At 36.7% G+C, this 24,936-nt stretch carries 25 protein-coding genes and 3 tRNA genes; 18 read left to right on the top strand and 10 right to left on the bottom strand.

The genetic code is table 11. The features are described 5' to 3' along the window. The first annotated feature begins 76 nt into the window (after positions 1–76). From proS to rpsT, 4 genes are all read left to right on the top strand, one after another. Positions 77–1,555: a proline--tRNA ligase gene (gene proS / locus IWC72_RS01285; RefSeq protein WP_194524458.1), complete on the top strand. Its 1,479-nt coding sequence runs from the start codon at positions 77–79 to the stop codon at positions 1,553–1,555. 69 nt (positions 1,556–1,624) lie between these two features. Then, positions 1,625–1,696, top strand: a tRNA-Glu gene (locus IWC72_RS01280). 38 nt (positions 1,697–1,734) lie between these two features. Next, positions 1,735–1,806: transfer RNA gene (locus IWC72_RS01275), tRNA-Glu, on the top strand. A 50-nt stretch (positions 1,807–1,856) separates the two neighbouring features. Next, positions 1,857–2,108, top strand: a complete 252-nt coding sequence (gene rpsT, locus IWC72_RS01270; protein WP_155594491.1) for a 30S ribosomal protein S20 — start codon at positions 1,857–1,859, stop codon at positions 2,106–2,108. A 787-nt stretch (positions 2,109–2,895) separates the two neighbouring features. On the opposite strand, the gene IWC72_RS01265 is transcribed toward rpsT, so the two are convergent. Both IWC72_RS01265 and rho read right to left on the bottom strand, forming a co-directional pair. Further along, a complete protein-coding gene (locus IWC72_RS01265; protein WP_194528564.1) occupies positions 2,896–3,648 on the bottom strand; it encodes a hypothetical protein in 753 nt (250 codons plus the stop codon). Positions 3,649–3,927: 279 nt separating this feature from the next. Then, the gene (rho, locus tag IWC72_RS01260; protein ID WP_194524456.1) at positions 3,928–5,544 is read right to left on the bottom strand and encodes a transcription termination factor Rho; all 1,617 of its coding nucleotides are present in this window, start codon (positions 5,542–5,544) and stop codon (positions 3,928–3,930) included. Between the two features lie 192 nt (positions 5,545–5,736). On the opposite strand from rho, the gene IWC72_RS01255 reads away from it, so the two are divergent. From IWC72_RS01255 to IWC72_RS01245, 3 genes are all read left to right on the top strand, one after another. After that, on the top strand, positions 5,737–6,147 hold the full coding sequence (locus IWC72_RS01255) for a DUF4293 domain-containing protein (protein WP_194524455.1): 411 nt from the start codon (positions 5,737–5,739) through the stop codon (positions 6,145–6,147). A 264-nt stretch (positions 6,148–6,411) separates the two neighbouring features. Continuing rightward, entirely contained in the window at positions 6,412–6,909 is a 498-nt protein-coding gene (locus IWC72_RS01250) for a DM13 domain-containing protein (RefSeq protein WP_194524454.1), read from the top strand. 127 nt (positions 6,910–7,036) lie between these two features. Continuing rightward, positions 7,037–7,897: a hypothetical protein gene (locus IWC72_RS01245; protein WP_194528562.1), complete on the top strand. Its 861-nt coding sequence runs from the start codon at positions 7,037–7,039 to the stop codon at positions 7,895–7,897. Between the two features lie 44 nt (positions 7,898–7,941). Here the strand turns inward: IWC72_RS01245 and IWC72_RS01240 are convergent, their stop codons facing one another. Continuing rightward, the gene (locus IWC72_RS01240; RefSeq protein ID WP_194528561.1) at positions 7,942–8,436 is read right to left on the bottom strand and encodes a metallophosphoesterase family protein; all 495 of its coding nucleotides are present in this window, start codon (positions 8,434–8,436) and stop codon (positions 7,942–7,944) included. Positions 8,437–8,549: 113 nt separating this feature from the next. Here IWC72_RS01240 and truA point away from each other — a divergent pair, with 113 nt between their 5' ends. Further along, the gene (gene truA / locus IWC72_RS01235) at positions 8,550–9,302 is read left to right on the top strand and encodes a tRNA pseudouridine(38-40) synthase TruA (RefSeq protein ID WP_194528560.1); all 753 of its coding nucleotides are present in this window, start codon (positions 8,550–8,552) and stop codon (positions 9,300–9,302) included. After that, a complete protein-coding gene (locus IWC72_RS01230; protein WP_194528559.1) occupies positions 9,295–11,061 on the top strand; it encodes an ABC transporter ATP-binding protein in 1,767 nt (588 codons plus the stop codon). The genes truA and IWC72_RS01230 overlap by 8 nt, the downstream gene beginning before the upstream one ends. Here the strand turns inward: IWC72_RS01230 and cdaA are convergent. Then, on the bottom strand, positions 11,058–11,846 hold the full coding sequence (gene cdaA, locus IWC72_RS01225; RefSeq protein ID WP_194524449.1) for a diadenylate cyclase CdaA: 789 nt from the start codon (positions 11,844–11,846) through the stop codon (positions 11,058–11,060). The two genes, IWC72_RS01230 and cdaA, sit on opposite strands and share 4 nt — an antisense overlap. Positions 11,847–11,887: 41 nt before the next feature. Next, positions 11,888–12,715 (bottom strand): dihydropteroate synthase, encoded by an 828-nt coding sequence (gene folP, locus IWC72_RS01220; RefSeq protein WP_194528558.1) that lies wholly within the window; start codon positions 12,713–12,715, stop codon positions 11,888–11,890. Between the two features lie 106 nt (positions 12,716–12,821). Between folP and IWC72_RS01215 the strand changes: the two genes are divergently transcribed. The 5 genes from IWC72_RS01215 (at position 12,822) to IWC72_RS01195 (ending at position 16,575) form a co-directional block, all read left to right on the top strand. After that, a complete protein-coding gene (locus tag IWC72_RS01215; RefSeq protein ID WP_194528557.1) occupies positions 12,822–13,370 on the top strand; it encodes a DUF1599 domain-containing protein in 549 nt (182 codons plus the stop codon). A 1-nt stretch (position 13,371) separates the two neighbouring features. Continuing rightward, complete coding sequence (locus IWC72_RS01210; RefSeq protein WP_194528556.1) at positions 13,372–14,469, top strand: BT_3928 family protein; 1,098 nt, start codon at positions 13,372–13,374, stop codon at positions 14,467–14,469. A 58-nt stretch (positions 14,470–14,527) separates the two neighbouring features. Then, positions 14,528–15,277 carry a triose-phosphate isomerase gene (tpiA, locus tag IWC72_RS01205; protein WP_194524445.1) on the top strand — a complete coding sequence of 250 codons (750 nt, stop codon included), beginning with the start codon at positions 14,528–14,530 and terminating at the stop codon, positions 15,275–15,277. Between the two features lie 158 nt (positions 15,278–15,435). Further along, positions 15,436–16,272 (top strand): 50S ribosomal protein L11 methyltransferase, encoded by an 837-nt coding sequence (prmA, locus tag IWC72_RS01200; RefSeq protein WP_194528555.1) that lies wholly within the window; start codon positions 15,436–15,438, stop codon positions 16,270–16,272. A gap of 27 nt (positions 16,273–16,299) precedes the next feature. Beyond that, positions 16,300–16,575 (top strand): ATP-dependent Clp protease adaptor ClpS, encoded by a 276-nt coding sequence (locus IWC72_RS01195; RefSeq protein WP_194524442.1) that lies wholly within the window; start codon positions 16,300–16,302, stop codon positions 16,573–16,575. A gap of 23 nt (positions 16,576–16,598) precedes the next feature. On the opposite strand, the gene IWC72_RS01190 is transcribed toward IWC72_RS01195, so the two are convergent. From IWC72_RS01190 to IWC72_RS01180, 3 genes are all read right to left on the bottom strand, one after another. After that, positions 16,599–17,012, bottom strand: coding sequence for a DUF6691 family protein (locus tag IWC72_RS01190; protein ID WP_194524441.1), 414 nt, complete (start codon positions 17,010–17,012; stop codon positions 16,599–16,601). Between the two features lie 2 nt (positions 17,013–17,014). Next, positions 17,015–17,572 (bottom strand): YeeE/YedE family protein, encoded by a 558-nt coding sequence (locus IWC72_RS01185; protein ID WP_194528554.1) that lies wholly within the window; start codon positions 17,570–17,572, stop codon positions 17,015–17,017. Positions 17,573–17,717: 145 nt separating this feature from the next. Then, positions 17,718–17,791 (bottom strand) — tRNA-Arg (locus IWC72_RS01180). 130 nt (positions 17,792–17,921) lie between these two features. Between IWC72_RS01180 and IWC72_RS01175 the strand changes: the two genes are divergently transcribed. Then, a complete protein-coding gene (locus IWC72_RS01175; protein WP_194528553.1) occupies positions 17,922–18,434 on the top strand; it encodes an adenine phosphoribosyltransferase in 513 nt (170 codons plus the stop codon). On the opposite strand, the gene IWC72_RS01170 is transcribed toward IWC72_RS01175, so the two are convergent. After that, positions 18,431–18,583 carry a hypothetical protein gene (locus tag IWC72_RS01170; protein WP_038238648.1) on the bottom strand — a complete coding sequence of 51 codons (153 nt, stop codon included), beginning with the start codon at positions 18,581–18,583 and terminating at the stop codon, positions 18,431–18,433. The genes IWC72_RS01175 and IWC72_RS01170 overlap by 4 nt on opposite strands. Positions 18,584–19,153: 570 nt before the next feature. Between IWC72_RS01170 and IWC72_RS01165 the strand changes: the two genes are divergently transcribed. Beyond that, positions 19,154–20,092: a calcium/sodium antiporter gene (locus tag IWC72_RS01165; RefSeq protein WP_194528552.1), complete on the top strand. Its 939-nt coding sequence runs from the start codon at positions 19,154–19,156 to the stop codon at positions 20,090–20,092. A gap of 136 nt (positions 20,093–20,228) precedes the next feature. Further along, a complete protein-coding gene (locus IWC72_RS01160; protein WP_194528551.1) occupies positions 20,229–21,383 on the top strand; it encodes a glycerophosphodiester phosphodiesterase in 1,155 nt (384 codons plus the stop codon). 96 nt (positions 21,384–21,479) lie between these two features. Here the strand turns inward: IWC72_RS01160 and IWC72_RS01155 are convergent, their stop codons facing one another. Beyond that, the gene (locus IWC72_RS01155) at positions 21,480–22,496 is read right to left on the bottom strand and encodes a glutamine synthetase beta-grasp domain-containing protein (RefSeq protein ID WP_194524436.1); all 1,017 of its coding nucleotides are present in this window, start codon (positions 22,494–22,496) and stop codon (positions 21,480–21,482) included. A 210-nt stretch (positions 22,497–22,706) separates the two neighbouring features. On the opposite strand from IWC72_RS01155, the gene IWC72_RS01150 reads away from it, so the two are divergent. After that, on the top strand, positions 22,707–24,893 hold the full coding sequence (locus tag IWC72_RS01150) for a glutamine synthetase III family protein (protein ID WP_194528550.1): 2,187 nt from the start codon (positions 22,707–22,709) through the stop codon (positions 24,891–24,893). Positions 24,894–24,936 lie beyond the last annotated feature (43 nt).

Raw genomic sequence — 24,936 nt, 5'->3', positions numbered from 1 at the left:
GAACATAGTAAAAATAAGTAGTTTTACCCAATTATTTTGCTAACATAAGCACAAGTTTTGTGCCAAACTAAATATAATGGGTAAGAATTTGACAAAGCGCAGCGAGGATTATTCCAAATGGTATAACGAACTCGTGGTGAAGGCCAATTTAGCTGAAAACTCGGCGGTAAGAGGTTGTATGGTAATTAAACCATACGGTTTTGCTATATGGGAGAAAATGCAAGCCGCTCTAGATAAGATGTTCAAAGAAACAGGTCATGAGAATGCTTATTTTCCATTATTTGTGCCAAAAAGCTTATTTGAAGCCGAAGAGAAGAATGCAGAGGGCTTTGCAAAAGAGTGTGCGGTAGTTACGCACTACAGACTTCAGAACGATCCAGATAAACCTGGCAAATTAAGAGTAGATCCTAATGCGAAGTTAGAAGAGGAATTGGTTGTACGTCCAACCAGTGAAGCGATTATCTGGAATACCTATAAGGGGTGGATACAATCCTATAGGGATTTGCCTTTGTTGATCAATCAATGGGCAAATGTGGTTCGTTGGGAAATGCGTACGCGTTTGTTTCTTAGAACTGCCGAATTTTTGTGGCAAGAAGGGCACACGGCTCATGCTACTGAAGCAGAGGCAATAGAAGAGACGGAGAGAATGAATGGTGTCTATGCCGAGTTTGCTGAAGAACATATGGCTATGCCAGTTATACAAGGGGTAAAGACCGAAAGTGAGCGTTTTGCCGGAGCGGTAGAAACCTATTGCATAGAGGCTTTAATGCAAGATGGAAAAGCTTTACAAGCAGGTACATCTCACTTTTTAGGGCAGAACTTCGCCAAAGCTTTTGACGTAAAATTTGCAACTAAAGAAGGAAAGCAAGAACATGTTTGGGCTACTTCTTGGGGAGTTTCAACTCGCCTTATGGGTGCATTAATAATGACACATAGTGATGATAATGGCTTGGTTTTACCTCCAAAATTAGCGCCAATACAAGTTGTAATCGTGCCTATTTATAAGGGTTTGGAGCAGTTGGATGTAATTTCAGAGAAGGTTGAACCGTTGGTAAAAGAGTTAAGAGCTAAAGGAATTTCGGTAAAGTTTGATAATAGGGATACGCACAAACCAGGGTTTAAGTTCAATGAGTATGAGTTGAAAGGTGTTCCGGTACGTTTGGCTATTGGGCAACGTGATTTGGAGAACGGTACATATGAAGTTGCGCGTAGAGATACTTTAGAAAAAGAAACTGTGCCAATGGATGATGTAGTTGCTAAAATCGAATTTCTCCTAGAGGATATTCAAACAAACATGTATCAAAAGGCACATTCTTTTAGGGAAGAGAATATCACCGAGGTTGAGACATATGAGGAATTTAAGAAAGTTTTAGAAGAAAAAGGAGGGTTTATTTCTGCTCATTGGGATGGAACTAACGAAACCGAAGAAAAAATAAAAAATGATACCAAGGCAACTATACGATGTATTCCCTTAGATGCTGAAAACAAAGAGGGTAAGTGTATGGTGACCGGAAAATTATCATCAAAAAGAGTGCTTTTTGCAAAAGCTTATTAAAAAATTTCTACTAACTATTGTGTTAGTAAAAAATAATTGTATTTTTGCATCCGCAATTGCGCAAAGTATGGTCCGTTCGTCTAGGGGTTAGGACGCCAGGTTTTCATCCTGGTAACAGGGGTTCGATTCCCCTACGGACTACAAGAGTAACCGGATTTTTATCCAAGAATTGATTTAATGGTCCGTTCGTCTAGGGGTTAGGACGCCAGGTTTTCATCCTGGTAACAGGGGTTCGATTCCCCTACGGACTACAAAAGGTTCGAAAGGAATTTTTTAAAATATTATAACAAGTTAGAAGAAGATGGCAAATCACAAGTCAGCATTAAAAAGAATCAGAAGAAACGAAGCAGTACGTCTTCGTAACAGATATCAGCACAAAACTACACGTAACGCTATTAAGAAATTGCGTAGTGAAGAAAGCAAGAAAGATGCAGAAGCTTTATTGCCTAGCATTGTTAGTATGATTGATAGATTGGCTAAGCGTAATATTATTCATAATAATAAAGCAGCCAACTTAAAGAGTAAATTAGCAAAGCACGTAGCTGCATTGTAAGATTTATAAAATCTATAAAAAGCCCTGATGTAATTTTACATCAGGGCTTTTTTAGTTTTAACTGGTGCCTTTTATTTCCTTAGTCCTCGTTTCATTCTTAAGAAACCAATAATGAATAATAGGTAGCTAATTATTAATAGTGTTAAATGAACTCTTTTGACTATTATAGAAGGTGTTGTTCCTTGGATAACGTGAATATATCTAATTACTTTAATTGGCAGGTAACCTGCGTAAAAAATTAGTAATCCATTGCTGAGCCAAAACAAGAGGTTTTCTTTTGTGCTAAATATTTTATTGATAGAAAAGAACTGTTTTAAATATAGAATAGTGCAATAGATGAGTATAAGCCCCCCGATAACATAGGAATACACTTGTGCGACTTTACTGAAGTCATCAATGAAAGAGTTTATTAAGCAGACCGTTAAGAAGAAATAGGCTCCATATTTTATGTTCTGTTTGTGTTTTGAATCTTCAATATAAAATCTAAATATAAAATAGAAGTACAGATAGAAAACTAACATGTAAATGTTATATATGAGCCAGTTATAATTATGATATGTGTCTGTTGAGATTAAACTAAATTCTTCGTAGTTGTTTATTAAAGAGCCTAAGAATTCATTAAGTAGTGTGTAAAAGAAAATAATAGGTAAATACTTGAGTTTTGAATCAAAGTATTTGGGGTATTTAAATAATGCTAATCCCAATGTAGCAACATACATTGGGATTAGTGAGCTCTTTAAAAAATAATCTAAATCAATCAAAGGCTTTTATTTTTTTTAGATTAAATCTAAGGATTTGAGTGCCCTTCGTTCTTAGTTGTACTTTTGGCCGCGTAAAATGGTGCACTTGAAAAAGATAGGAATCCAGGTAAAAGTGAAGCTTCATTTTTTGTGTTTGGGGTCATTTGGTTTACTCCCTCACCTTTTCTTGGGTTAAAGTTGTTATCTAAAAGAACTACTCTTTCCTTGCCTTCTTTTGCGTCATCAATATAAAATATATGGTTATCACCATCTCTATTAACAGTAGGTGACATCATAACAGTATTTTGTCTTGGGTGTTTTACGGCTTTGCCGTCTTCAAATTTGTTTTCATTCGCGTAATTGCCAAAGTAAAATCTTAAGGTAGTGAGTTTCTCGTCTGACAGTTCGGCTTCTTTTTCAATATATGCTAGATATTTCTTGAGGTCTTCGTACTCATAGGATACGTAACGTGCAACTTTGAATTTTTTTCGACCTTCAGTATTCTCACTACTGCTTTCGGAATTCTTAAATTTTTGTTGCGCTTGTTTTTTTGGGTCTTTTCCTTTTTGATCTATGGCATCTTCATATTCTTGAATCAGGTCTACACGTCTGTCTTTGTAGTTAACGTATAGTTTGTGAGCTTTTTCGGGTGTGATAATGCCATTGCTATAGGCGGTGTCCGCAACAGTTTCAGATGGGCACTCTGGGCAAGGTGTGTTGTTTTTTTCAACACAACCCGTAATAAATAAAAAAAAGGTAAACGTAGCGCATGTAAGCGCAGATTTCAGCGAATTTTTCATGACATAAAGTTTTTAAGTTCTACTTGTTATACATGCAAAATTCGGGGGAAGTAATTAGTTTTTGCGCCATAAAGATATCCGAAAAATTGGATAATTAGAAAGTGATGTACAGAATTCCGTAATCTTTATCGGGTTATAGGTGTGATAGAGTACTGTTTTTCTATATCTTTTTTAGAAGGAAATATAGATGAGCTGTAAACATAAAAAATCCCGAACACCATTTTATAATTAGGAATTCGGGATTCTAAAGTTTGATACTCTTAGTATATCAATTCAATCTTATTGATTCATAGTAAGCAAGAACTCTTCGTTGTTCTTAGTTTGTTTAAAACGTTGCTCAATGAATTCCATGGCTTCTACCGGATTCATGTCAGCAAGATACTTACGCATAATCCACATGCGTTGTATGGTTTCTTTGTCCAATAATAAATCGTCTCTACGGGTACTGGAAGAAGTAAGGTCAATAGCAGGGAATATTCTTCTGTTAGATATTTTACGATCTAGTTGAAGTTCCATATTACCTGTTCCTTTAAATTCTTCAAAGATAACCTCGTCCATTTTAGAACCGGTTTCTGTCAGTGCAGTTGCTATAATTGAAAGTGATCCTCCGCCTTCTATATTACGAGCGGCTCCAAAGAAACGTTTTGGTTTGTTTAATGCGTTGGCATCTACACCACCACTCAATACTTTACCAGAAGCAGGTTGTACCGTATTGTATGCTCTTGCTAAACGAGTAATGGAGTCTAATAGAATTACAACATCATGACCACACTCTACTAGTCGTTTTGCTTTTTCTAATACAATATTAGCTACACGAACATGTTCAGAAGGCTCTTTGTCAAAAGTAGAAGCAATAACTTCGCCTTGAACATTACGTTGCATATCTGTTACTTCTTCAGGACGTTCATCTATTAAAAGTATAATTTGATAAACTTCTGGGTGGTTAGCGGCAATACCATTGGCAATATCCTTCAACAGCATGGTTTTACCTGTTTTGGGTTGCGAAACGATCATACCCCTTTGTCCTTTACCTATAGGAGAAAATAAATCTATAATTCGGGTAGATATATTGCTTTGTCTCTCTGCTAATTTGAACCTTTCTTGTGGAAAAAGTGGAGTCAAATGTTCAAAAGAAACACGGTCTCTCACTACTTGAGGGTCTATTCCGTTTATTTTGTTCACTTTGATTAGAGGAAAATATTTTTCACCTTCTTTAGGAGGTCTTACATTTCCTAAAACGGTGTCACCGGTCTTTAGTCCAAACAATCTGATTTGAGATTGTGATACATAAATATCATCAGGAGAAGAAAGGTAATTATAGTCAGAAGAGCGTAAGAATCCGTAACCATCCTGCATAATGTCAAGGACACCTTCACTTTCTATAATACTGTCAAACTCAAATTCCGGTTCTTTATATCGGTTTTTTAAGTCCTTATCAAAGTTACTCTTATCGTAATTAGATGATTTGTGGTGACGTTGATTTTTGTTGTTACCGTTGGAGGTATTCTGGTTTTTGTGCTGTGGGTTGTTTTTAGGCTCTCTCTTAACAGGTCTTGGGCGTGGTTTCTTTACTTCTGTTGGAGCTGGTGCAGTCTGAGGCTGTTCTGGTGTTGGTGATTTTTCTGGAGAAGCAGTTTTAACTTCTGGTTTTTTTACTGCAGGTGCCGGTTCCGTTCTTGGTTTACGAGCTCTTGGTTTAGGTTTGGGCTTTGGTTTTTCCTCTGTTTTTGGTGCAGTTACTTCTGCTACAACTTTGGGGTTGGCCGCCTGTACATCTAAGATTTGATAAACAAGGTCCAGTTTTTTTAGGGTTTTGAACTTTGGCACGTTAAGGCCTTTGGCAATTTCCTGCAATTCAGGCAGTTTTTTTGCTTTTAAATCTGAAATTTCAAACATTAAGTATGATATAAATTATACGTTCTAGTATTGGTAAGAAGTGAATTGTTATCTGAGTATTACTAGGGAAAGATTTCCCAAAAGGTAAGTGTAATAACTAATAATCTCACAATATTACGAATTATTTTGCTTGTGACACTGTTTTTTTTCAAAAAGACGTGTATTTTTGTACGGCAAAATGGTATTTAAATAATGATTCAGAGAATACAGACTGTTTATTTATTGATAGTTACCCTAATTACCGGAATACTGCCTTTTTGGGTAAATCTGTGGTCAGATGCGGAAGGGAACGAAATTTTTGCGAAAAATGACCTTTTTATATCAGGTGCATTTTATGTTTCCGCATTGCTTGCGCTTGTTGCTATAGTATTGTTTAAAAATAGAAAAAATCAATTTGTGGTAAACAGGTTGAATATGATATTGAATCTTTTTTTACTAGGATTTTTCGTTTACCGATCGCTAAACTTATCCGGAGAGATCTCGGTCTCGGAGAAGGGTATTGGGATGCTCATTCCTATTATTTCTATCGTTTTCTTGGTTCTTGCAAATAGGGCCATTAAGAAGGATGAGGATCTTGTGAAATCTGTTGATCGTCTACGATAAGCCTAACATCTTAGTAGTATTAGTGCGTAAAACCCGGAGTAGTTACCGGGTTTTTTTATGCTTTTATTTCTAGGAAATATCTACTGTTTTTTGAGTGTATCACAAAAGTATCGCAAGATGCTTAAATGCTGTGATAGACTTTTCATACTTTCTTGAATTCTTCGTGATACCCCCTTTCTATGTTTGTCCCAAGAAACAAAAGAGCTATCGATAGTCGATTGCAACACGGTTTCAAAAACGATAAACAATTTAAATTTTACGATTATGAAAAACAGAAAATTTTCTTTTGCACTAGTAGCTTTTGCCATGACAGCCTTAGTAGTAAGTTGTTCAGATGATGATGTAGAAACTGTAACCGTTACCGAAACTGTTACTGAAACAGAAACGGTTGAAGTAGATTCATCATTACCTGTTGGTGATTTAACCGTAGCGAGTAGTGGAAACTTAACTGCTGAAAGTGGTACACCAACAGAAGGGCTTGTAGAATTAGGAAAGGATACGAACGATACGGACTTTGTTCATTTTGCTGACGATTTTATGACGGAATTGGGTACAGGTACGGTTGGTATATTTTTGTCTACCTCAGAAACTTTTACTGCTGACCCTGCAAACGGAAACCCTGATTTAATGCTAATTGGCAACGTACAGGGTAATGGTGAGATGTACATTAAATTAGATGCTACTCCAGATGCTAAATATACTCATATCATTTTATGGTGTGCTACTGCCAATATTCCTTTTGGAAATGTACAATTACAGTAATTAAAATTTTATAGCCTTTGGGAATAGAAACACATGATTCTGTTTTTCTATGTCTCCCAAAGGCTTTTTTCTTTTTTAGGTATTCGGTTTAATACCAAATAATACCTATTAGTAAAGTAACGGAATTATGAAAAAAAATAAATATATTATCCTCTTGCTGTGCTGTTTTGGAGCACATTTTTTACAAGCACAAAGTGGATGGACACGAGAAGCGAAAGGATTTTATGTGCAAGCTACCGCATCTTACTTTTCCTCTAGCGATTATTATACTACAGAGGGTCGGTTGGCAGATCAAGGTAGTACCTTTAATAGTAGTGGGTTATTGCTATATGGCGAATACGGTATCTCAGACCGATTTACGGCTTTAGTGGACGTGCCTATTGTGCGGTTGAATAGCTTTAGTACTACCGAAACAGTTGGTGGGGTAGGAAATATTCAATTAGCTGTAAAGTATAAACTACTGAAGAATTTTCCCTTGTCTTTGCAGGTAGCTTTAGATATTCCTAGTAATAGCGGTGAGAATTTTGCGCAATCTAAGAGTGCAGATGATTTTGGTCAGTTCAATGAAATTAACCTTCCGCTATCAGATGGAGAGTTTAATGTTTGGACAACTTTAGCTGCTTCTCATGGTTTTGCAAACGGAAAGACATATGCCTCTGCATTTACCAGTGTAAATTTTAGAACAGAATCTTTTAGCAACCAACTTCAGGTTGGGGCAGAAGTAGGTCATTTATTCTTCGATAAGTTGTATTTAATAGGGAAATTGAAAATTCAGGAAAAATTATCTTCAGAAACCAACAATCAAAGTGGTTCTTTCCTGTATGGCGAAGGCACGACTTTTACCAATTTTGGAATTACATCTATGTATAAGCTAACGGACCATTTAAATTTGGTAGCCAATTATTCTGATTATTCGGGTTTTTTAGTGGAGCGCAAAAATATATACGACGGAGGTACCTTCTCTTTGGGACTTTCGTTAGAGTATTAATAGAGAAAAATGAGGGCGGCCAATAGAATTGCTGCCCTATATTTTTATCTTTTTCCAAGTTCTACAACTTCTAAATCTTTTATTTCCTTTCCGTCTATAACAAAACGAAGCATGGTCCTTACCTGGTGAAAACCGTGTTTGCCACAAGCGCCAGGGTTCATATGTAGCACGCCCAATTTTTTATCCATCATAACTTTAAGGATATGGGAATGTCCGGATATAAATAATTTAGGAGGATTCGCTCTGATAATATCTCGGGTTCTTACATTGTATTTAGGGGGGTAGCCACCAATGTGGGTCATAAAAACTTCAACACCTTCACAGAAAAAACGGTCGTTTAGGGGAAATTCTTTTTGAATCACATGGTCATCAATATTTCCATACACAGCTCTTAAAGGTTTTATTTTTTGAAGTGTATCGGTTATTTCCAAAGTGCCAATATCACCCGCATGCCATATTTCATCCGCTTGACGGGCATACTTTAAAATAGTGTCGTCCATGTGTGAATGGGTATCGGAAAGTAATAGGATTTTGGTCATCTAATTGGGAAGAAATTATGTTGTGAGATTTAACCTTATCAATAATTTTTAAGGCCTTGTTCTGTTTGCTTAAAGAGAAGTATCTTTGAGCTTCACAAAATTAAAGGTTTCAGTTGAGATATTTCGTTGAATTTTCATACTTGGGTAAAGACTATCATGGTTGGCAGAACCAACCTAACGCCATTACCGTGCAGGAAGTTCTAGAAAAAGCTTTTTCCACTTTGTTGCGTATGCCGGTAGCATTAACGGGAGCGGGAAGGACGGATGCAGGTGTTCATGCCAAGCAAATGTTCGCCCATTTTAACGTTGATGAAATTCAAGATTTAGATCAGTTCGTATATAGATTGAATTCCCTATTGCCAGAAGCCATTGCGGTGCATGATGTTTTTCTGGTAAACTCTGATGCCCATGCACGGTTTGATGCGGAAGAACGTACTTATGAATATTGGGTGTTGCAATATAAGAACCCGTTTTTAGGTGATTTTGCACATTACATAAAACACACCTTGAATGTTGTGGCAATGAACGAAGCTGCACGTTTACTTCTTCAGTATAATGATTTTGAATGTTTTTCAAAAACGCATACAGATGTAAAGACGTATTTATGCGATGTGAAAAAGGCGGTTTGGGAGTTAAAAGAAGATAGACTTGTCTTTACCATAACTGCAGACCGGTTCCTAAGAAATATGGTGCGTGCCGTGGTAGGTACTTTGCTAGATGTAGGCACAGGTAAAATAAAAGTGGACGATGTTAAATCAATCATAAATAGCAAGAACAGAAGTAATGCGGGGCCATCGGTACCGGCAAAAGGGCTATATTTGACTTCTGTTTTATACCCCAAAAAGAGTATTGAAAAGCATGGATAAAGATTCGGGAAAAGCATTTGATATGCGTTTGTTTAAGCGTCTTTTGGCGCATACGCGTCCGTATCGAACCACCTTTTATGGGGTTGCCCTTGCGGCAATCCTTTTATCGGGCTTTGCAGTGATGACTCCAATAATCGTCCAGAAGATTATTGATGATGCGATTAAATTAGGGAATGAGGAGAAGTTATTAATCCTAACCTTGGCAATGGCCGGTGTTCTCTTAGGGCAGGTTATTTGTCAACTTTTGTTCAATTATTACGCCAACTGGTTGGGTGAATCGGTTATTAAGGATATTCGCATCAAGCTATTTCAGCATATGCTAGGCTTTAGGATGAAGTATTTTGATAACTCTTCATTAGGTGTATTGGTTACTCGTGCAGTTGCGGATATGCAACGAATAGGTGAGATTTTCAGCCAAGGTTTTTTTGTTATCGTCGCAGATTTGCTAAAAATGCTGGTTGCTGCTGTGGTAATGTTAGTAATGAACTGGCGTTTGGCACTTATCGTTTTTGCCATTCTACCATTAATACTTTATGCAACTCGCCTATTTCAAAAGGCTATGAAAGTTGCTTTTGCGGAGGTAAGAGCGCAAGTTTCCAATCTTAATTCATTTGTACAGGAGCGGATTACGGGTATGAAAATCGTACAATTGTTTACCCGTGAGAAAATTGAAAGTGAGAAATTTAGAGTTATTAATGAGAAGCACCAGAATGCTTGGTTAAAAACGGTGTGGTACAACTCCATTTTCTTTCCGATTGCAGAAATTTCTTCATCCATTGCCGTGGGGCTTATTGTTTGGTATGGTGGGCTGCAGAATGTTTCTAATCTTTCTAAAGAGGAATTGGGTACGTTGTTCGCTTTTATACTGTTGATAGATATGCTTTTTCGTCCTTTACGGCAAATCGCAGATAAGTTCAATACGCTACAAATGGGGATGGTAGCGGCAAACAGGGTTTTTAAAATTTTGGATACGCAGAGCAATATTCAAGATTTAGGAACAGTGGTTAAAGACGATGTTAAGGGAGATATTGCTTTTAAAGATGTACGCTTCGGGTACTTGGAAGATGAAGAAGTGCTTCATGGTGTTTCTTTTGAGGTGAAAGCAGGGGAGACCGTAGCTATTGTTGGTGCTACTGGTGCCGGAAAGTCTACTATCATTAATTTATTGAATCGGTTTTACGAGATTAATTCAGGTTCTATCTTAGTTGATGATGTAGATATTAAAGATTTTAGTTTGACTTCGTTGCGATCTCAGATTGCCGTTGTACTCCAAGATGTATTTCTTTTTGCTGATACAATTGAGAATAATATTTCTTTAAAGAGCGATGCTATTAGTCTTGAACAAATTGAAGCGGCGGCCAAAGAGATCGGGGTAGATGAGTTTATTACCAGTCTTCCGGGCAGTTATCTTTATAATGTAAAAGAAAGGGGTATAATGCTGTCTAGTGGGCAACGCCAACTAATTGCGTTCTTGCGCGCCTATGTAAGCAATCCAAGTATTTTAGTTTTAGATGAGGCAACATCATCTGTGGATACCTATTCCGAGCAGTTGATACAAAGGGCAACTGAGAAAATTACAGAAGGTAGAACTTCTATTATTATTGCCCACCGTTTGGCTACCATAAAGAAAGCGGATAAGATTATCGTGATGGATGCCGGAAAAATAGTTGAAACGGGAACACATAAGCAACTGTTGAAAAAAGGAGGGTATTACAGTAGCCTTTATGAGGCTCAGTTTCTTTCTGAGGAAGTGGCTTAATCTATTAAATCATCTTTAATAATAGAACTTAATTCATCCATACTGCCAAAATCGATGAATCTCCCACTTTTAATATACGAGATATTTCCTGTTTCTTCACTAACTACTAATGCTAAGGCATCAGTTTTTTCGGAAATACCAACGGCAGCTCTATGACGAAGACCAAAACGCAATGGTATGTTACGTTCATTGGAAACGGGTAAAATTACCCTAGTTGCAACCACATAGTTGTTTTCTATGACTGCAGCGCCATCGTGCAACGGGCTGTTCTTATAAAAGATGCTTTCTAAAATAGGTTTGTTTACTTCAATATGCATTTTGTCCCCAGAAGATTTGATGTAGTCCAAAGAGTTATTTCGTTCTAAAACAATTAAGGCACCTGTTTTAGTGGAACTCATTTTTTTGCAAGCGGAGATAATGGCATCAACATCCATACTTACTGTAACACCGTCTTGTTTCAAAAACTTAAAATGTTTTATGAAGTTTCTTTTATTGGCAAAGTTGGTAGATCCAATCATTAAAAGAAATTTTCTAATTTCTTGTTGAAAAACAATAATCAAGGCAATAAGGCCTACTTGCATAAAGGCACCCACCAGGCTACTGATCATTTCCATGCCCAGTAGTTCCGTAAGTTTCCAAAAACCCCAAACAATAACGATACCGATAAAAATATTAATAGCTACAGAGCCGCGTACTAATTTGTAGATATAGTATAGCAGTATGGCTACCAGAATAATATCTAGTATATCGGTAATCTTAAATTCAAGAAAATTCAGAAAATCCAATTCGGAGGTGTTTTTGTAAAATTAATGAAAACCATACACTTTTAACAAGGCATTAATTCTTCTGCAAGTTTAACACATTCATACGCTTCTTTAACGTCATGAACCCTTAAAATATTGGCGCCTTTCATTAATGCTGCCATATGAAGTGCCGTTGTGCCGTTTAAGGCCCTCTCTGCATCGGTTTTAAGTACTTTGTAAATCATGGATTTTCTACTTACACCAATTAAAATAGGGTGGTCTAAGTTCTTAAAAAGCTCAAGTTTTTGTAGAATTTCATAATTCTGCTCCGTGGTTTTGGCAAAACCAAAGCCTGGGTCTACCATAATATCTACAATTCCTAGGGCTTTGGCAGCGGAAATTCGCTCTGAAAAATACTGTATCACATCTATTAAAAGGTTGTTGTAGTCTGTTTGTTGCTGCATATTTTGCGGCGTGCCTTTCATGTGCATCATAATATAGGGCGCGTGATGTTTGGCAACGGTAGAAAGCATGTTTTTATCTAATTTTCCTGCAGAAATATCATTTATAATGGCTGCACCTGCATCAAGACAAGCGGAAGCCACTTTGCTTCTGAAGGTATCTATAGATAGAATGATTTCTGGAAAATGTTTTAGTAATAGTTTGGTAAGGGGGGTCATGCGACTTAATTCTTCCTCTTCTGTAACATGGTCGGCACCGGGTCTAGAACTGTAGCCGCCAACATCAATAAAGGTGGCTCCGTCATTCAACATTTTTTCGACTTGCTTTAAAATTGCAGTTTCATTTTGATATTTTCCACCGTCAAAAAACGAGTCCGGAGTATGGTTTAAAATGCCCATTACTTTTGGAATAGATAGGTCTATGAGGTTGCCTTTACAATTTAGAGTCATATGTGGTAAAGTTGAAGCCGTATCCCTTGATTAACCAAGTTTAAAACACGAACTTTGAATAATTCAAAATTTTGAGTGAAATTTACGCAAATTAGAAGGGATAGCCATGCAAAAGACATCCGAAGAATATGATGAGGTAATCAAAACTTGTAGAGACCTCTTTGAAAAGAAAATGAAAGACTACGGCAGCGCTTGGCGAATCTTAAGGCTTCCCTCATTAACGGATCAGATTTTTATTAAAGCGCAACGCATCCGAAGTTTACAAGAAAACGAAATACGTAAGGTAGATGAAGGCGAACGTTCCGAGTTCATTGGGATTATTAACTATTCTATAATGGCACTTATTCAATTAGAGAAAGGTATTGCCGATCAGCCAGATCTTTCCGTAGAAGAGGCCGTATCTCTTTTTGATAAACATGCAACAACCACCAAAACACTTATGGAGAATAAAAACCATGACTATGGTGAGGCTTGGCGAGATATGCGGGTCAGTTCTTTGACAGACTTAATTTTGCAAAAGCTTTTACGCGTTAAGCAAATAGAGGATAATAAAGGTAAAACTTTAGTAAGCGAAGGTATTGATGCTAATTATCAAGATATGGTCAATTATGCAATTTTTGCAATGATTCATCTTGGTGTAACCTCTAAATCATAATATGAAATATCTTGTTGGCATTAGCCGAGTATTTGTAGGTATACTTTTTATCATCAGCGGTTTTATAAAACTGAATGACCCTGTAGGTTTCTCTTTTAAGTTAGAAGAATATTTTAGTTCAGGAGTTCTTGACCTTCCATTTTTTGAACCCCATGCTTTAGCAATTTCTATTTTTGTAGTGATTTTTGAAGTACTTCTGGGGGTAATGCTTTTGGTGGGTTTTAGAGTAAAGTTTACCGTATGGAGCTTACTGTTAATGATTATTGGTTTTACGTTTCTAACATTTTATTCGGCGTATTTTAATAAGGTTACAGATTGCGGCTGTTTTGGGGATGCAATTAAACTTACACCATGGGAATCGTTTACAAAAGATATTATTCTTCTGGTTTTTATCATTATTCTTTTTAAGGGCAGACAGTTTATTACCCCTATTATTGGTGCCAATGCTAAAAGAATTGCAACGCTCGCATCATTAGTGCTTTGTATAGGATACTGTGTTTATGTGTTAAATCACTTACCTGTTATTGACTTTAGGCCCTATAAAATTGGAGCTAATATTACTGAAGGTATGACTGTGCCAGATGATGCACCTAAGCCGATTTATGATTATGCATGGCGGTTTAAGGTTGGGGGAGAGGATAAAATAATTGTAACCCAAGGAGATTATCCGCAGGTAGATGGTGATTTTATTGATGTGGAAACTACAGAAGTACAAAAGGGCTATGAGCCGCCTATTCATGATTTTACCATAGAGCAGGAGGGAGTTAATTTTGCAGATTCACTACTGCAAGAACCTAAGTTGGTAATGATAATAGCGTATGACCTTCATAAGACAAACAGAGACACCTATTCTGAGGTTAAGAAAGTGACGGATAAGGCTATTAAAAAAGGTTACAGGGTAATTGGCATGTCTGCCTCTAATGATGAGTTAAAAGCAGCTTTAATAAAGGATTATAAGCTTAATTTTGAATTTTATTTTACAGATGAGACAGCATTAAAAACTATTGTCCGATCTAATCCTGGTGCATTGGTTTTGGAAAAAGGAACTATAAAACAAAAAGTACATTACAATGATTTAGACGAGTTGATTTTTGATTAATTTTTTAAGTCGACGATTTTAAATTGAACCCCATAGATAACGCAAAAACACTTTAAAAATGAGAAGTAAAATTGTTGCAGGAAACTGGAAAATGAATAAAAACTTGGCTGAAACAGAAGCTTTGTTGACTGAATTGGCGGCTAAATTGCCTGATACACAAGCTGAAGTTATGGTTGCCCCAACGTATGTAAACTTGGCCTCTGCTGTTAAAACTTTAGATTCTTCGGTAATTGAAGTTATTGCTCAGAATATGCATTTTGCTGAAAACGGTGCCTATACAGGTGAGATTTCTGCAGATATGTTGTTAAGTATCGATATTAATACAGCAATAATAGGTCACTCCGAAAGAAGAGCTTACTTTGGTGAAACCGATGAAATATTGGCTAAAAAAGTTGTGACTGCATTGGGTAAAAACATTCGTGTAATGTTTTGTTTTGGTGAAGAACTTGAGGATAGAAAATCAGATAATCATTTTAAGGTAGTAGAAAGTCAATTGAAAAACGCACTTTTCTCTTTAGAGGCTTCTGATTGGAGTAAAATAGTTTTGGCTTATGAGCCAGTTTGGGCTATTGGTACGGGAGAAACAGCTTCGCCCGAACAAGCGCAAGAAATGCATGCTTTTATTCGTAAAACAATTACAGAAGCTTATGACGCGACTATCGCCAATAATGTTTCTATTCTATACGGAGGTAGTGTAAAACCTGCTAATGCAGTAGAGATTTTTGGTAAGCCAGATGTAGACGGTGGTCTTATTGGTGGTGCCTCATTGGTTGCAGATGATTTTGTAGCTATTATAAAGGCAATCTAATTAGAGATATAGTATGAGTTGATAAACCCTTTCCGTATATATGGAAAGGGTTTTCATTTAAGAGTGAAATTGCGATTAGTAAAGTGAAGAAAGTCTATTGAGGTTTTCGTAAGTACAGGAAGATAAACACGACCAAGAATCCGTTCAAAAAAAGGAAAATGTCGAATACCATATATATTGAGTATAATTTTACCGTAGTCCCGTTGCAACCTGGTTCAGATATTTTAATAGCGGAACTTGGTGAGGTAGGTTTTGAGAGTTTCGTTGAGAATGAGGAAGGGGTGTTAGCCTATATCCAAAAGGGTGATTGGAACGAGAATATTTTGGAGTCCGTAGAGATTTTGGATAATGAATTGTTTAAAGTTGAATTTTCAATAAAGGAAATAGAACAAGAAAATTGGAATGCCACTTGGGAAGAGAATTTTGAGGCTATTCAAGTAGCTGATAAGTGTGTGGTTCGTGCTCCATTTCATGAAAAGCCCAATGTGCAATATGATATAGTTATTGAGCCAAAAATGAGTTTTGGTACAGGACATCATGAGACCACACATATGATGCTTCAGTTTATTCTTGAAAATGACTTTGACGGAAAAGATGTTTTGGATATGGGAAGTGGCACCGGAGTCTTGGCGATTTTAACCGCTATGAAAAATGCCAAACATATTGATGCTATTGATATTGATAATTGGTGCTATTTAAATGCAAAGGAAAACGTAGAACGTAATGAATGTGACCATATTTCTGTGTTTGAAGGAGATGCTTCGTTATTGGGAGAACGAAAATATGATACTATAATAGCAAATATCAATAGGAATATTCTATTGGCAGACATTCCTGTTTATGCTGAAAATCTGAAAGAAAACGGAACTCTTTTTTTAAGCGGTTTTTACGAAGAAGACATTCCATTAATATCAGAAACCTGTGTAAAGTCAGGATTAAAATTTGAAAAAAATCTGCAAAAAAATAATTGGGTTGCGGTAAAATACGTATTTTAGAGAGGTATACTATTTTAAATTGATTGTATGAGTTTCAAAGAAAAAGTATCGGAAGAGCTACTGTTAGAGGAAGAAGTAGTAAAACAAAACGAAATTGTTGTTTTTAACGATGATGTAAATACTTTTGACCATGTTATAGAAACCTTGGTTGATGTATGTGATCATACACCCGTTCAAGCAGAACAATGTTCGCTAATTGTTCATTATAATGGTAAGTGTACTGTAAAAACAGGCGAGTATAAAGACTTAGAGCCCCGTTGCGGTAAATTACTTGAAGCAGGACTGAGTGCAGAAATCGTTTAGTTTTATTTTATGGGGTGCCTGTATTAATGGGGTAGCTTATTTCTGAGCAACCCGTAAACAAAAGTACCTAAAGTAGCCGCTGCTATTACTATAAGCATGCTAAAAACACCTGTTCCCAACAAAATATACATTGGTCCTGGGCAAGCACCTGCTAGCGCCCATCCTAAACCAAAAATAGTTCCTCCTAATATATAGCGAACAAAACTTTTATCTTTTGAAGGAAGGTCAATTTCATTACCTTCAATGCTTTTTACTCTAAACTTTTTAATTGCCCATATAGAGATAGCGCCCAGCACTACTGCGGAGCCAATTATACCGTACATATGAAACGATTGAAATTTGAACATTTCGTATATTCTATACCAAGAAACCGCTTCTGATTTAATGAGTACAATACCAAAAAATATACCTACGAATAAGAATTTTAGAAATTTCATATTTAAAAAATTAAGGGGAGTAAGAAGTGTGTCATTATAAGTCCACCAACGAAAAAACCAATTACGGCTATTAAAGAAGGTAATTGTAAGTTGCTCAATCCTGTTATAGCATGACCGGAAGTGCATCCGCCTGCATAGCGCGTACCGAAACCGACAAGAAATCCTGCAACTATTAATAGGGTTAACCCTTTTAGAGATAGCGCATTGCTCCAATCGTAAATTTCTCCTGGTAGTAAGGTCTCTCCTGCGTTTTCAAAGCCCATTTCTTTTAAGTCTAGTACGGTCTGTGGGTTAAGGTCTATTGCAGAACCGTCAGAAAGAAACGTAACGGCAATAAATCCTCCAATAATTGCACCAAGTACTACAGTAAGATTCCAGCGTTGCGCTTTCCAATCAAACTTGAAAAAATCATAGTATTTTCCTGCTCCACCAATACTACAAAACGTTCTTAGATTTGAAGACATGCCAAAAGTTTTTCCAAAATAGATTAGAAAAACCATAACTAATGTAATCAATGGGCCAGAAACGTACCATGGCCAGGGTTGAAGTATGCTGTTCATATTAAAAATTTGTACAAATGTAAAGGTAATCGGCCTAGTGAATGTAATAGATGTTACATAGTGAGATTCTGGTATTGCAACAGCTGTTAGTATTTAATTTAAAAAATAAAACCCCTTAAAACGTGTGTTTCAAGGGGTTTGGAAGTGATCCTGACAAGATTCGAACTTGTAACCTTCTGATTCGTAGTCAGATGCGCTATCCAGTTGCGCCACAGGACCAATAAAAATGCTTTAGTTAGATTTTTTCTGAATGAAAATAAAAAGGAGCTATTTGTAACGACCTTTTTATCTAACGGGGTGCAAATATATTTCTTTTTACATTTACGGCAAAATATAAGTTACATATTAAATGGATTTAAAAACCTTTATTAGAGATATTGACAATTTCCCGAAGGAAGGAGTCGTCTTTAAAGATATAACTCCGCTGTTGGCAAATGCCCAAGCTATGCAATATACATTGGATAAACTTCTTGAAATGGTGGGTGATGTTTCTATAGATAAAGTAGTAGGAATGGAAAGCCGCGGATTTTTTTTCGCACCTCTTTTGGCGCAAAAACTAAATGCCGGATTTGTTCCTGTACGTAAGCCAAACAAATTACCTGCAGCAAAAACCAGTCAGACTTATGATTTGGAATACGGTACCGATACCTTAGAGATTCATAGCGATGCAATTCTCGCTGGCGAAAAAGTACTGGTTCATGATGATGTGCTGGCTACAGGTGGCACAGCAAAAGCTACATGCGATTTAATAAAGCGTCTGGGTGGTGAAATAGTTCAGTGTAATTTTTTAATTGAACTCGACTTTTTAAACGGAAGCCATAAATTAGGTGATATTCCTACAAGAGCTCTTTTGAATTATTAGTCTAAAGCCCGGGTGGTAACAAAATAGCGCCAGCCAATTAAAGCCATCTGAAGTTTTGAAGCTTTAGAAAGGTCTAGCCTTTTTTTGGAAAAGGAGGGGAGTAGTAATTGGTTTACTTTGGCAAGAAATTTAAAAAATGCTTTTTTCATCTGCTAGTTTATCTCATCTACTAACTTATTGAAAATAAAGTAAAAGACCGTCATATGACGGTCTTTTTTGTATATAGGCCTATATGATTTAACTTATGCTATTATCGTGATCAGCGACACTAGGAGTAGTAATAGAATTTTAGCAAGTGTAATCATAATGAGGGTTTTTAGGGTTAATAGATAGTTGATAATAATCGATTATCCAATCAAGATAATTAAAAGAAACACTCATTTCCTAGTGGTTTAATAAGAATTATTCAATTTAAATACGATTATATAAGTTTAATAATGGATATACTTGTTAATTTAAAAATATTTTCTTCGGTATAGTTTATTATTGTAACTTAAAATTGTCATTAACGTATTAATATGTAACATCTGAAGGAGCTTTTTGATAGGCCTTTTCTTTTTTAAGTATATGTTTGGTCAAGAATAGGTGCTTTTTGGTTAAATCCATTCTCTATAGGTGTATTTTTTGTAACCGTAAGTATGGTGTCAACTAGGTTAAAAAGCTGGTCTTATGTTAAAATGTTCCTATATCTTTGTCCTTTAATTTTCTGAAAAATATACATGCAGAACCTTCTTTTTATTGTTTTGGGCCTAATTCTTTTAATTGCAGGCGGTAATTGGCTTTTGAAATCGGCCGTTGCGCTTTCTCTCAGGTTAAATATCCCTAAAATAGTTATTGGTATGACGGTGGTGTCGTTTGCTACCTCTGCTCCGGAATTAATTGTAAGCATAAAAGCTGCTTTAGACGGTTTTCCAGATTTGGCATTGGGAAATGTAGTTGGGTCAAATATTGCAAACCTTGGTTTGGTATTGGGGGTAACAGTTCTTTTGGGAGCCATAGATGTGCGTAAAACTTTTTATACTACAGATTGGCCGGTTATGATGGCTGCCTCTTTGCTTTTCTTTTCTTTTCTTTTCTTTGATGGTGAGTTGCAACAGTATGAAGGTGTTATTATGGTAGTGGCCTTATTTACTTTTTTGGTCTATCTGCTTCGTTTTCAAAAACAAGCCGTTGTAGATGAAGCTCCTGAAGATGATGAACCTTTGCCATTGTATAAATTAGTATTGTTTTTAGGTCTTGGTGGTACGGCCCTTTGGGGTGGTTCAGAATTACTGATAAATGGAGCTGTAGGTTTAGCTACACTATATGGTGTTAGTGAGCGTATAATTGCTGTGACCGTGGTTTCGGTAGGTACGAGTATACCAGAATTGGCTGCATCTGTAATTGCAGTAATTAAAAAGGAGAAAGCTATTTCTCTCGGTAATTTAATTGGTTCTAACATTTTTAATTTATTGGCAGTTCTAGGTATTACATCTATTATTACACCTATTAAAGTGGTAGATGAGGGGTTGTTGAGTAACGATATTTTTTGGATGTTGGGTATTTCTTTTCTTATACTTCCTCTTGTGTTTATTCCTAAAGGTCTTCGTTTAGGTTGGCGAGATGGTATTATTCTATTGGGTATTTATGTCGCTTTTGTTTATTTGACAGTGACTTAGGTTTTATGTATTGTTTCTAGTGCTGTTTACAATTCCCTTAAGTTATCCTTATACAAGCATATTGATATAGTAACTTTATTTAACGCTTGGCTAATATGTGTTTTGTTGTTTTAGTGTCAACTTAAAAACCACTAAAATGAAGAAAATGACTTTTTTGCCAATAGCAGGTTTATCTCTGTTAACCTTATTCACTTCTTGTGATAAATTAGATGATTTTATCGGAGGAGGTCATCATGAAGAAGAAATAAAAAGACCATTGGTTATAGCGCATAGAGGTGCGCAGTCCATTTATCCTGAGCACACGTTAGAGGCGTATGCAAAAGCTATTGAAATGGGTGCGGATTATATTGAGCCCGACTTGGTAATGACAAAGGATAGCTTCTTGGTGGCGCGTCATGAGCCATTTATTTCAGGTACCACTAACGTTGCGGACGTACCCGAATTTGCCGACTTAAAAACCACTAAAAATCTGGATGGTAAAGAAATTACAGATTGGTTTGTTTCTGATTTTACTTTGGAGCAAATCAAAAAATTAAAAGCTAAACAAGCGCGTTCTGATCGTTCGGATAATTTTGATGGTATGTTTCAAATTCCAACAATTGAGGAAATCATCGCCTTGGCAAAATCAAGAAAAACAATAAATGGTAATGATGTAGGTCTTTATCCAGAAATGAAGCATCCATATTTTCATAATGAAATGGGTTTTGCAATTGAGGATGCATTATTAACGGTCTTGTCTAGAGCTGGAATGAACTCGTATGAGTCACCTGTGTTCGTGCAGTGTTTTGAAGTTGCTCCATTGCAGTATATCAATTCAAAGTCTGATGTTAAATTGGTGCAGCTAATTTCAACTTATAATGTAAATGCGGATGGGACTTTAGATTTTAATGTACCAGAAGGCGATTTCATTTCTTACGCAGCACCATTTGATTTTTATGCTAATGGAGATGACAGAACATATGAGTATTTTTCTACGGATGCAGGTATGCGTTTCGTATCATCTTATGCAGAAGGCATTGGTCCGTGGAAACCTTTTGTTATTTCTTTTACCAAGGATGAAAGTGGAACTATCGCGGTGCTGCCAAAAACCGACTTTGTAGTTTTGGCTCACAAGTATGAGTTGCAGGTGCATCCTTATACTTTTAGAAATGAAGATGAGAAATGGAGTAATGGTAATCCAGAAGCTGAGTATCACCTTTTCTTTGATGCAGGTGTGGATGGTGTTTTTACTGATTATACGGATGATGCTGTAAATGCCATACATACGTGGGAGGGAGCTAAGAAAAAGTAAATCTTATTAAGTTTTTTAAACTGAATATAAAAAAACGCCCGAACCAATTGGTTCGGGCGTTTTACATTATGTCAACAACAAAAAATTCTATTTTAATTAAATCTTAGCAGATTTAACTGTTTTGATAATTCTACCGGCAATCTTGTATGGATCACCGTTAGAAGCAGGTCTTCTGTCTTCTAACCAACCTTTCCATCCTTGCTCTACTGTAATAATCGGAATACGGATAGAGGCACCTCTATCAGAAATACCAAAACTAAAGTCGTTTATTGAAGCAGTTTCGTGCTCACCGGTTAAACGTTGGTCGTTAAATTCACCGTAAACAGCAATGTGTTCTTTTACTACTGGACGGAAAGCTTCACATATTTTCTCATATGTTGCTTTGTCACCACATGTTCTTAAAACTTCGTTAGAGAAGTTAGCATGCATACCAGAACCGTTCCAGTCCATGTCTTTTCCTAATGGCTTAGGATGGTACTCAATGTAGTAACCGTGTTGTTCTGTTAATCTATCTAAAAGGTATCTGGCAATCCAGATTTCATCTCCTGCTTTTTTAGCACCTTTAGCAAACAATTGAAATTCCCATTGTCCAGAAGCAACCTCTTGGTTAATTCCTTCAAAGTTCAATCCAGCATCAATACAAAGGTCAGCGTGCTCTTCTACGATATCTCTACCGTGAGTATTTTTACCACCTACTGAACAGTAGTACATTCCTTGTGGAGCAGGGTAGCCACCAATAGGGAAACCTAAAGGAAGTTGAGTAGCAGTATCCATAATAAAGTATTCTTGCTCAAAACCGAACCAGAAATCGTTGTCATCATCATCAATAGTAGCTCTTCCGTTTGAAACGTGCGGAGTACCATCAGCATTCATAACTTCGGTCATTACTAAGTAAGCATCTCTACGTGCAGGGTCAGGGTAAATAGCAACTGGTTTTAACAAGCAATCTGAAGATCCGCCTTCTGCTTGTCTTGTTGAACTTCCATCAAAAGACCACATATCACAATCTTCTAATTTTCCGCCAAAATCATTTACGACTTTAGTCTTGCTACGCATGTTCTGTGTAGGGAAATATCCATCCAACCAGATGTACTCTAATTTTGTTTTGCTCATAATTACGGTAATTAATTTAAATTTAAAGACAAACAAAAATATGTTTTTTGTTGAATTATACTAATTTTTAGGGGGGTAAATGTGGAAAAATTGAGTATTATTTACGATAGCCCTAAATTTAACAGGGTATTTTGTGGTAAGTTGATTATTTTAAGTTTTTATTATTAAATCGGTAATCCTTATTTTAGCCGCACAAAATAAAGTATGAATATGTCTAGACAGCGATTTGATGCTATTGCCGAGAGCAGAAAGAGAGAACGCATAAGTGTTGATGAAAAGGGCCGTAGGTCAGAACTTTATGCAAACAATGTGTTCAATAATGAACGAATGTTGCAGTACCTTACCAAAGATGCTTTGGCTAGTGTACAGGGGGCGATTTTTTCCGGATCAAAAATTGATAGAAAGATTGCAGATCAGGTAGCTGAATCTATGAAATCTTGGGCTATTGAAATGGGGGCTACGCATTATACGCACTGGTTTCAGCCTCTTACAGGGGCTACCGCCGAGAAGCATGATGCCTTTTTTGATTTGATGCCTGATGGTAGGGCTCTGGAGAAATTTGGAGGCGGACAATTGGTGCAGCAAGAGCCGGATGCATCTAGTTTTCCTAGTGGTGGAATACGTAATACTTTTGAGGCGCGAGGGTACACGGCATGGGATCCAACAAGTCCTGCTTTTGTGTATGATACCACATTATGTATACCTACCGTATTTGTTTCGTATACCGGCGAAGCTTTAGATAACAAGGCACCTTTATTACGAGCTTTGAGTGCGGTTGATGAAGCGGCGACGGCGGTTGCCAAGTTTTTTGATAAAACTGTGGTGAAAGTAAATGCAACTTTAGGTTGGGAGCAAGAATATTTTTTGGTGGATAAAGAACTTGCTGCTTCGCGTATAGATATTAGTTTAACGGGGCGTACTTTGGTGGGGCATTCCGCAGCAAAAGGGCAGCAATTAGATGATCATTATTTTGGGGTGATTCCGCTAAGGGCTATTAATTTTATGAAGGATTTAGAAGTGGAGTGTATGCTTCTAGGTATTCCGGTAAAGACTAGACATAATGAGGTGGCGCCCAATCAATTTGAGTTGGCTCCCGTTTTTGAGGAAGCCAATTTGGCTGTAGATCACAACCTTCTTCTAATGGATGTTATGGATCGTATTGCAGATAAACATCACCTTAAAGTTCTTTTTCATGAAAAACCATTTGCTGAAATTAATGGTTCGGGCAAACATAATAACTGGTCTTTAGCTACGGATACTGGTGTTAATTTGTTGAGTCCGGGTTCTACGCCTATGAAGAACCTTCAGTTTTTGACATTTTTTATTAATACCATAAAAGCTGTAGATAGGTATGAAGAGTTGTTGAGGTCTTCCATAGCATCTGCTAGCAATGATCATAGGTTAGGTGCTAATGAAGCACCGCCGGCAATTTTATCCATATTTGTGGGTAAGCAATTAGGTAGTGTATTAGATGAGTTGGAAGGTGTGTCTAAGGGGAAATTATCACCTGAGGAAAAAACGGAACTCAAACTTAACGTTGTTGGTAAAATTCCTGAAATTTTATTAGATAACACGGATCGTAATCGTACTTCGCCATTTGCGTTTACCGGAAATAAGTTTGAAATGCGGGGGGTCGGTTCAAAGACAAATTGCGCCAAGCCAATGACTATTCTAAATACAATTGTGGCCAAGCAGTTGCAAGAATTTAAAAAGGAAGTTGATGCACTGGTAGATAAAAAAAGCCTTAAGAAAGATGAAGCTGTTTTTAATGTGCTGCGAGAATATATCAAAACGTCAAAGCGCATTCGTTTTGATGGTGACGGGTATAGTGATGAGTGGGAGAAAGAAGCTAAGAGAAGAAAATTAAGCAACAATAAGAATACGCCACAGGCCCTGCAAATTTTGACTTCAAAAGAAAGCTTAGATCTTTTTGAGTCTATGGGGGTTATGAGTGAAAAAGAGGTTGCGGCAAGACAAGAGGTAGAGTTGGATGCTTATATTTTGCATATTCAGATAGAAGGCAGGGTGTTTAATGAGTTGGTGTACAATCATATTATTCCGTCTGTTATAGAATATCAAAATATGTTGATTAAAAATGTTCTTGGCTTAAAGGAGATATATGGTGCTGCCCACAGGAAATTGACGGATGGCCAATCTGGAATTATAGAGCAAATTGCGGAGCATATCACAGAGCTTAAAAAACAGACAGACGCTATGACGGATGCAAGAAGAAAGGCTAATAAACTTACTGATACACATAAGAAAGCTTTTGCATATAGTGATAATGTAAAGCCATATTTTGATGAAATACGGATGCATTGTGATAAATTAGAGCGATTGGTTGATAATCGTTTTTGGCCACTGACCAAGTATCGGGAGTTGTTGTCCATTAAATAAATTTAGGCCTCGTTTTTACGGGGCCTTTTTTGTAAAATCTATT

Origin of the sequence: Zobellia roscoffensis (genome assembly GCF_015330165.1) — a bacterium.
Classification (GTDB): Bacteria; Bacteroidota; Bacteroidia; order Flavobacteriales; family Flavobacteriaceae; genus Zobellia; species Zobellia roscoffensis.
Note: the sequence above shows the minus strand (reverse complement) of the source record. Positions and strands in the feature narration are given on the sequence as shown.

Excerpts from the sequence above, each read along its gene's own strand:
- proS (WP_194524458.1), top strand. The coding sequence starts at position 77 with ATGGGTAAGAATTTGACAAAGCGCAGCGAGGATTATTCCAAATGGTAT.
- rpsT (WP_155594491.1), top strand. The coding sequence starts at position 1,857 with ATGGCAAATCACAAGTCAGCATTAAAAAGAATCAGAAGAAACGAAGCA.
- IWC72_RS01265 (WP_194528564.1), bottom strand. The coding sequence starts at position 3,648 with ATGAAAAATTCGCTGAAATCTGCGCTTACATGCGCTACGTTTACCTTT.
- rho (WP_194524456.1), bottom strand. The coding sequence starts at position 5,544 with ATGTTTGAAATTTCAGATTTAAAAGCAAAAAAACTGCCTGAATTGCAG.
- IWC72_RS01255 (WP_194524455.1), top strand. The coding sequence starts at position 5,737 with ATGATTCAGAGAATACAGACTGTTTATTTATTGATAGTTACCCTAATT.
- IWC72_RS01250 (WP_194524454.1), top strand. The coding sequence starts at position 6,412 with ATGAAAAACAGAAAATTTTCTTTTGCACTAGTAGCTTTTGCCATGACA.
- IWC72_RS01245 (WP_194528562.1), top strand. The coding sequence starts at position 7,037 with ATGAAAAAAAATAAATATATTATCCTCTTGCTGTGCTGTTTTGGAGCA.
- IWC72_RS01240 (WP_194528561.1), bottom strand. The coding sequence starts at position 8,436 with ATGACCAAAATCCTATTACTTTCCGATACCCATTCACACATGGACGAC.
- IWC72_RS01230 (WP_194528559.1), top strand. The coding sequence starts at position 9,295 with ATGGATAAAGATTCGGGAAAAGCATTTGATATGCGTTTGTTTAAGCGT.
- folP (WP_194528558.1), bottom strand. The coding sequence starts at position 12,715 with ATGACTCTAAATTGTAAAGGCAACCTCATAGACCTATCTATTCCAAAA.
- IWC72_RS01215 (WP_194528557.1), top strand. The coding sequence starts at position 12,822 with ATGCAAAAGACATCCGAAGAATATGATGAGGTAATCAAAACTTGTAGA.
- IWC72_RS01210 (WP_194528556.1), top strand. The coding sequence starts at position 13,372 with ATGAAATATCTTGTTGGCATTAGCCGAGTATTTGTAGGTATACTTTTT.
- tpiA (WP_194524445.1), top strand. The coding sequence starts at position 14,528 with ATGAGAAGTAAAATTGTTGCAGGAAACTGGAAAATGAATAAAAACTTG.
- prmA (WP_194528555.1), top strand. The coding sequence starts at position 15,436 with ATGTCGAATACCATATATATTGAGTATAATTTTACCGTAGTCCCGTTG.
- IWC72_RS01195 (WP_194524442.1), top strand. The coding sequence starts at position 16,300 with ATGAGTTTCAAAGAAAAAGTATCGGAAGAGCTACTGTTAGAGGAAGAA.
- IWC72_RS01190 (WP_194524441.1), bottom strand. The coding sequence starts at position 17,012 with ATGAAATTTCTAAAATTCTTATTCGTAGGTATATTTTTTGGTATTGTA.
- IWC72_RS01185 (WP_194528554.1), bottom strand. The coding sequence starts at position 17,572 with ATGAACAGCATACTTCAACCCTGGCCATGGTACGTTTCTGGCCCATTG.
- IWC72_RS01175 (WP_194528553.1), top strand. The coding sequence starts at position 17,922 with ATGGATTTAAAAACCTTTATTAGAGATATTGACAATTTCCCGAAGGAA.
- IWC72_RS01170 (WP_038238648.1), bottom strand. The coding sequence starts at position 18,583 with ATGAAAAAAGCATTTTTTAAATTTCTTGCCAAAGTAAACCAATTACTA.
- IWC72_RS01165 (WP_194528552.1), top strand. The coding sequence starts at position 19,154 with ATGCAGAACCTTCTTTTTATTGTTTTGGGCCTAATTCTTTTAATTGCA.
- IWC72_RS01160 (WP_194528551.1), top strand. The coding sequence starts at position 20,229 with ATGAAGAAAATGACTTTTTTGCCAATAGCAGGTTTATCTCTGTTAACC.
- IWC72_RS01155 (WP_194524436.1), bottom strand. The coding sequence starts at position 22,496 with ATGAGCAAAACAAAATTAGAGTACATCTGGTTGGATGGATATTTCCCT.
- IWC72_RS01150 (WP_194528550.1), top strand. The coding sequence starts at position 22,707 with ATGTCTAGACAGCGATTTGATGCTATTGCCGAGAGCAGAAAGAGAGAA.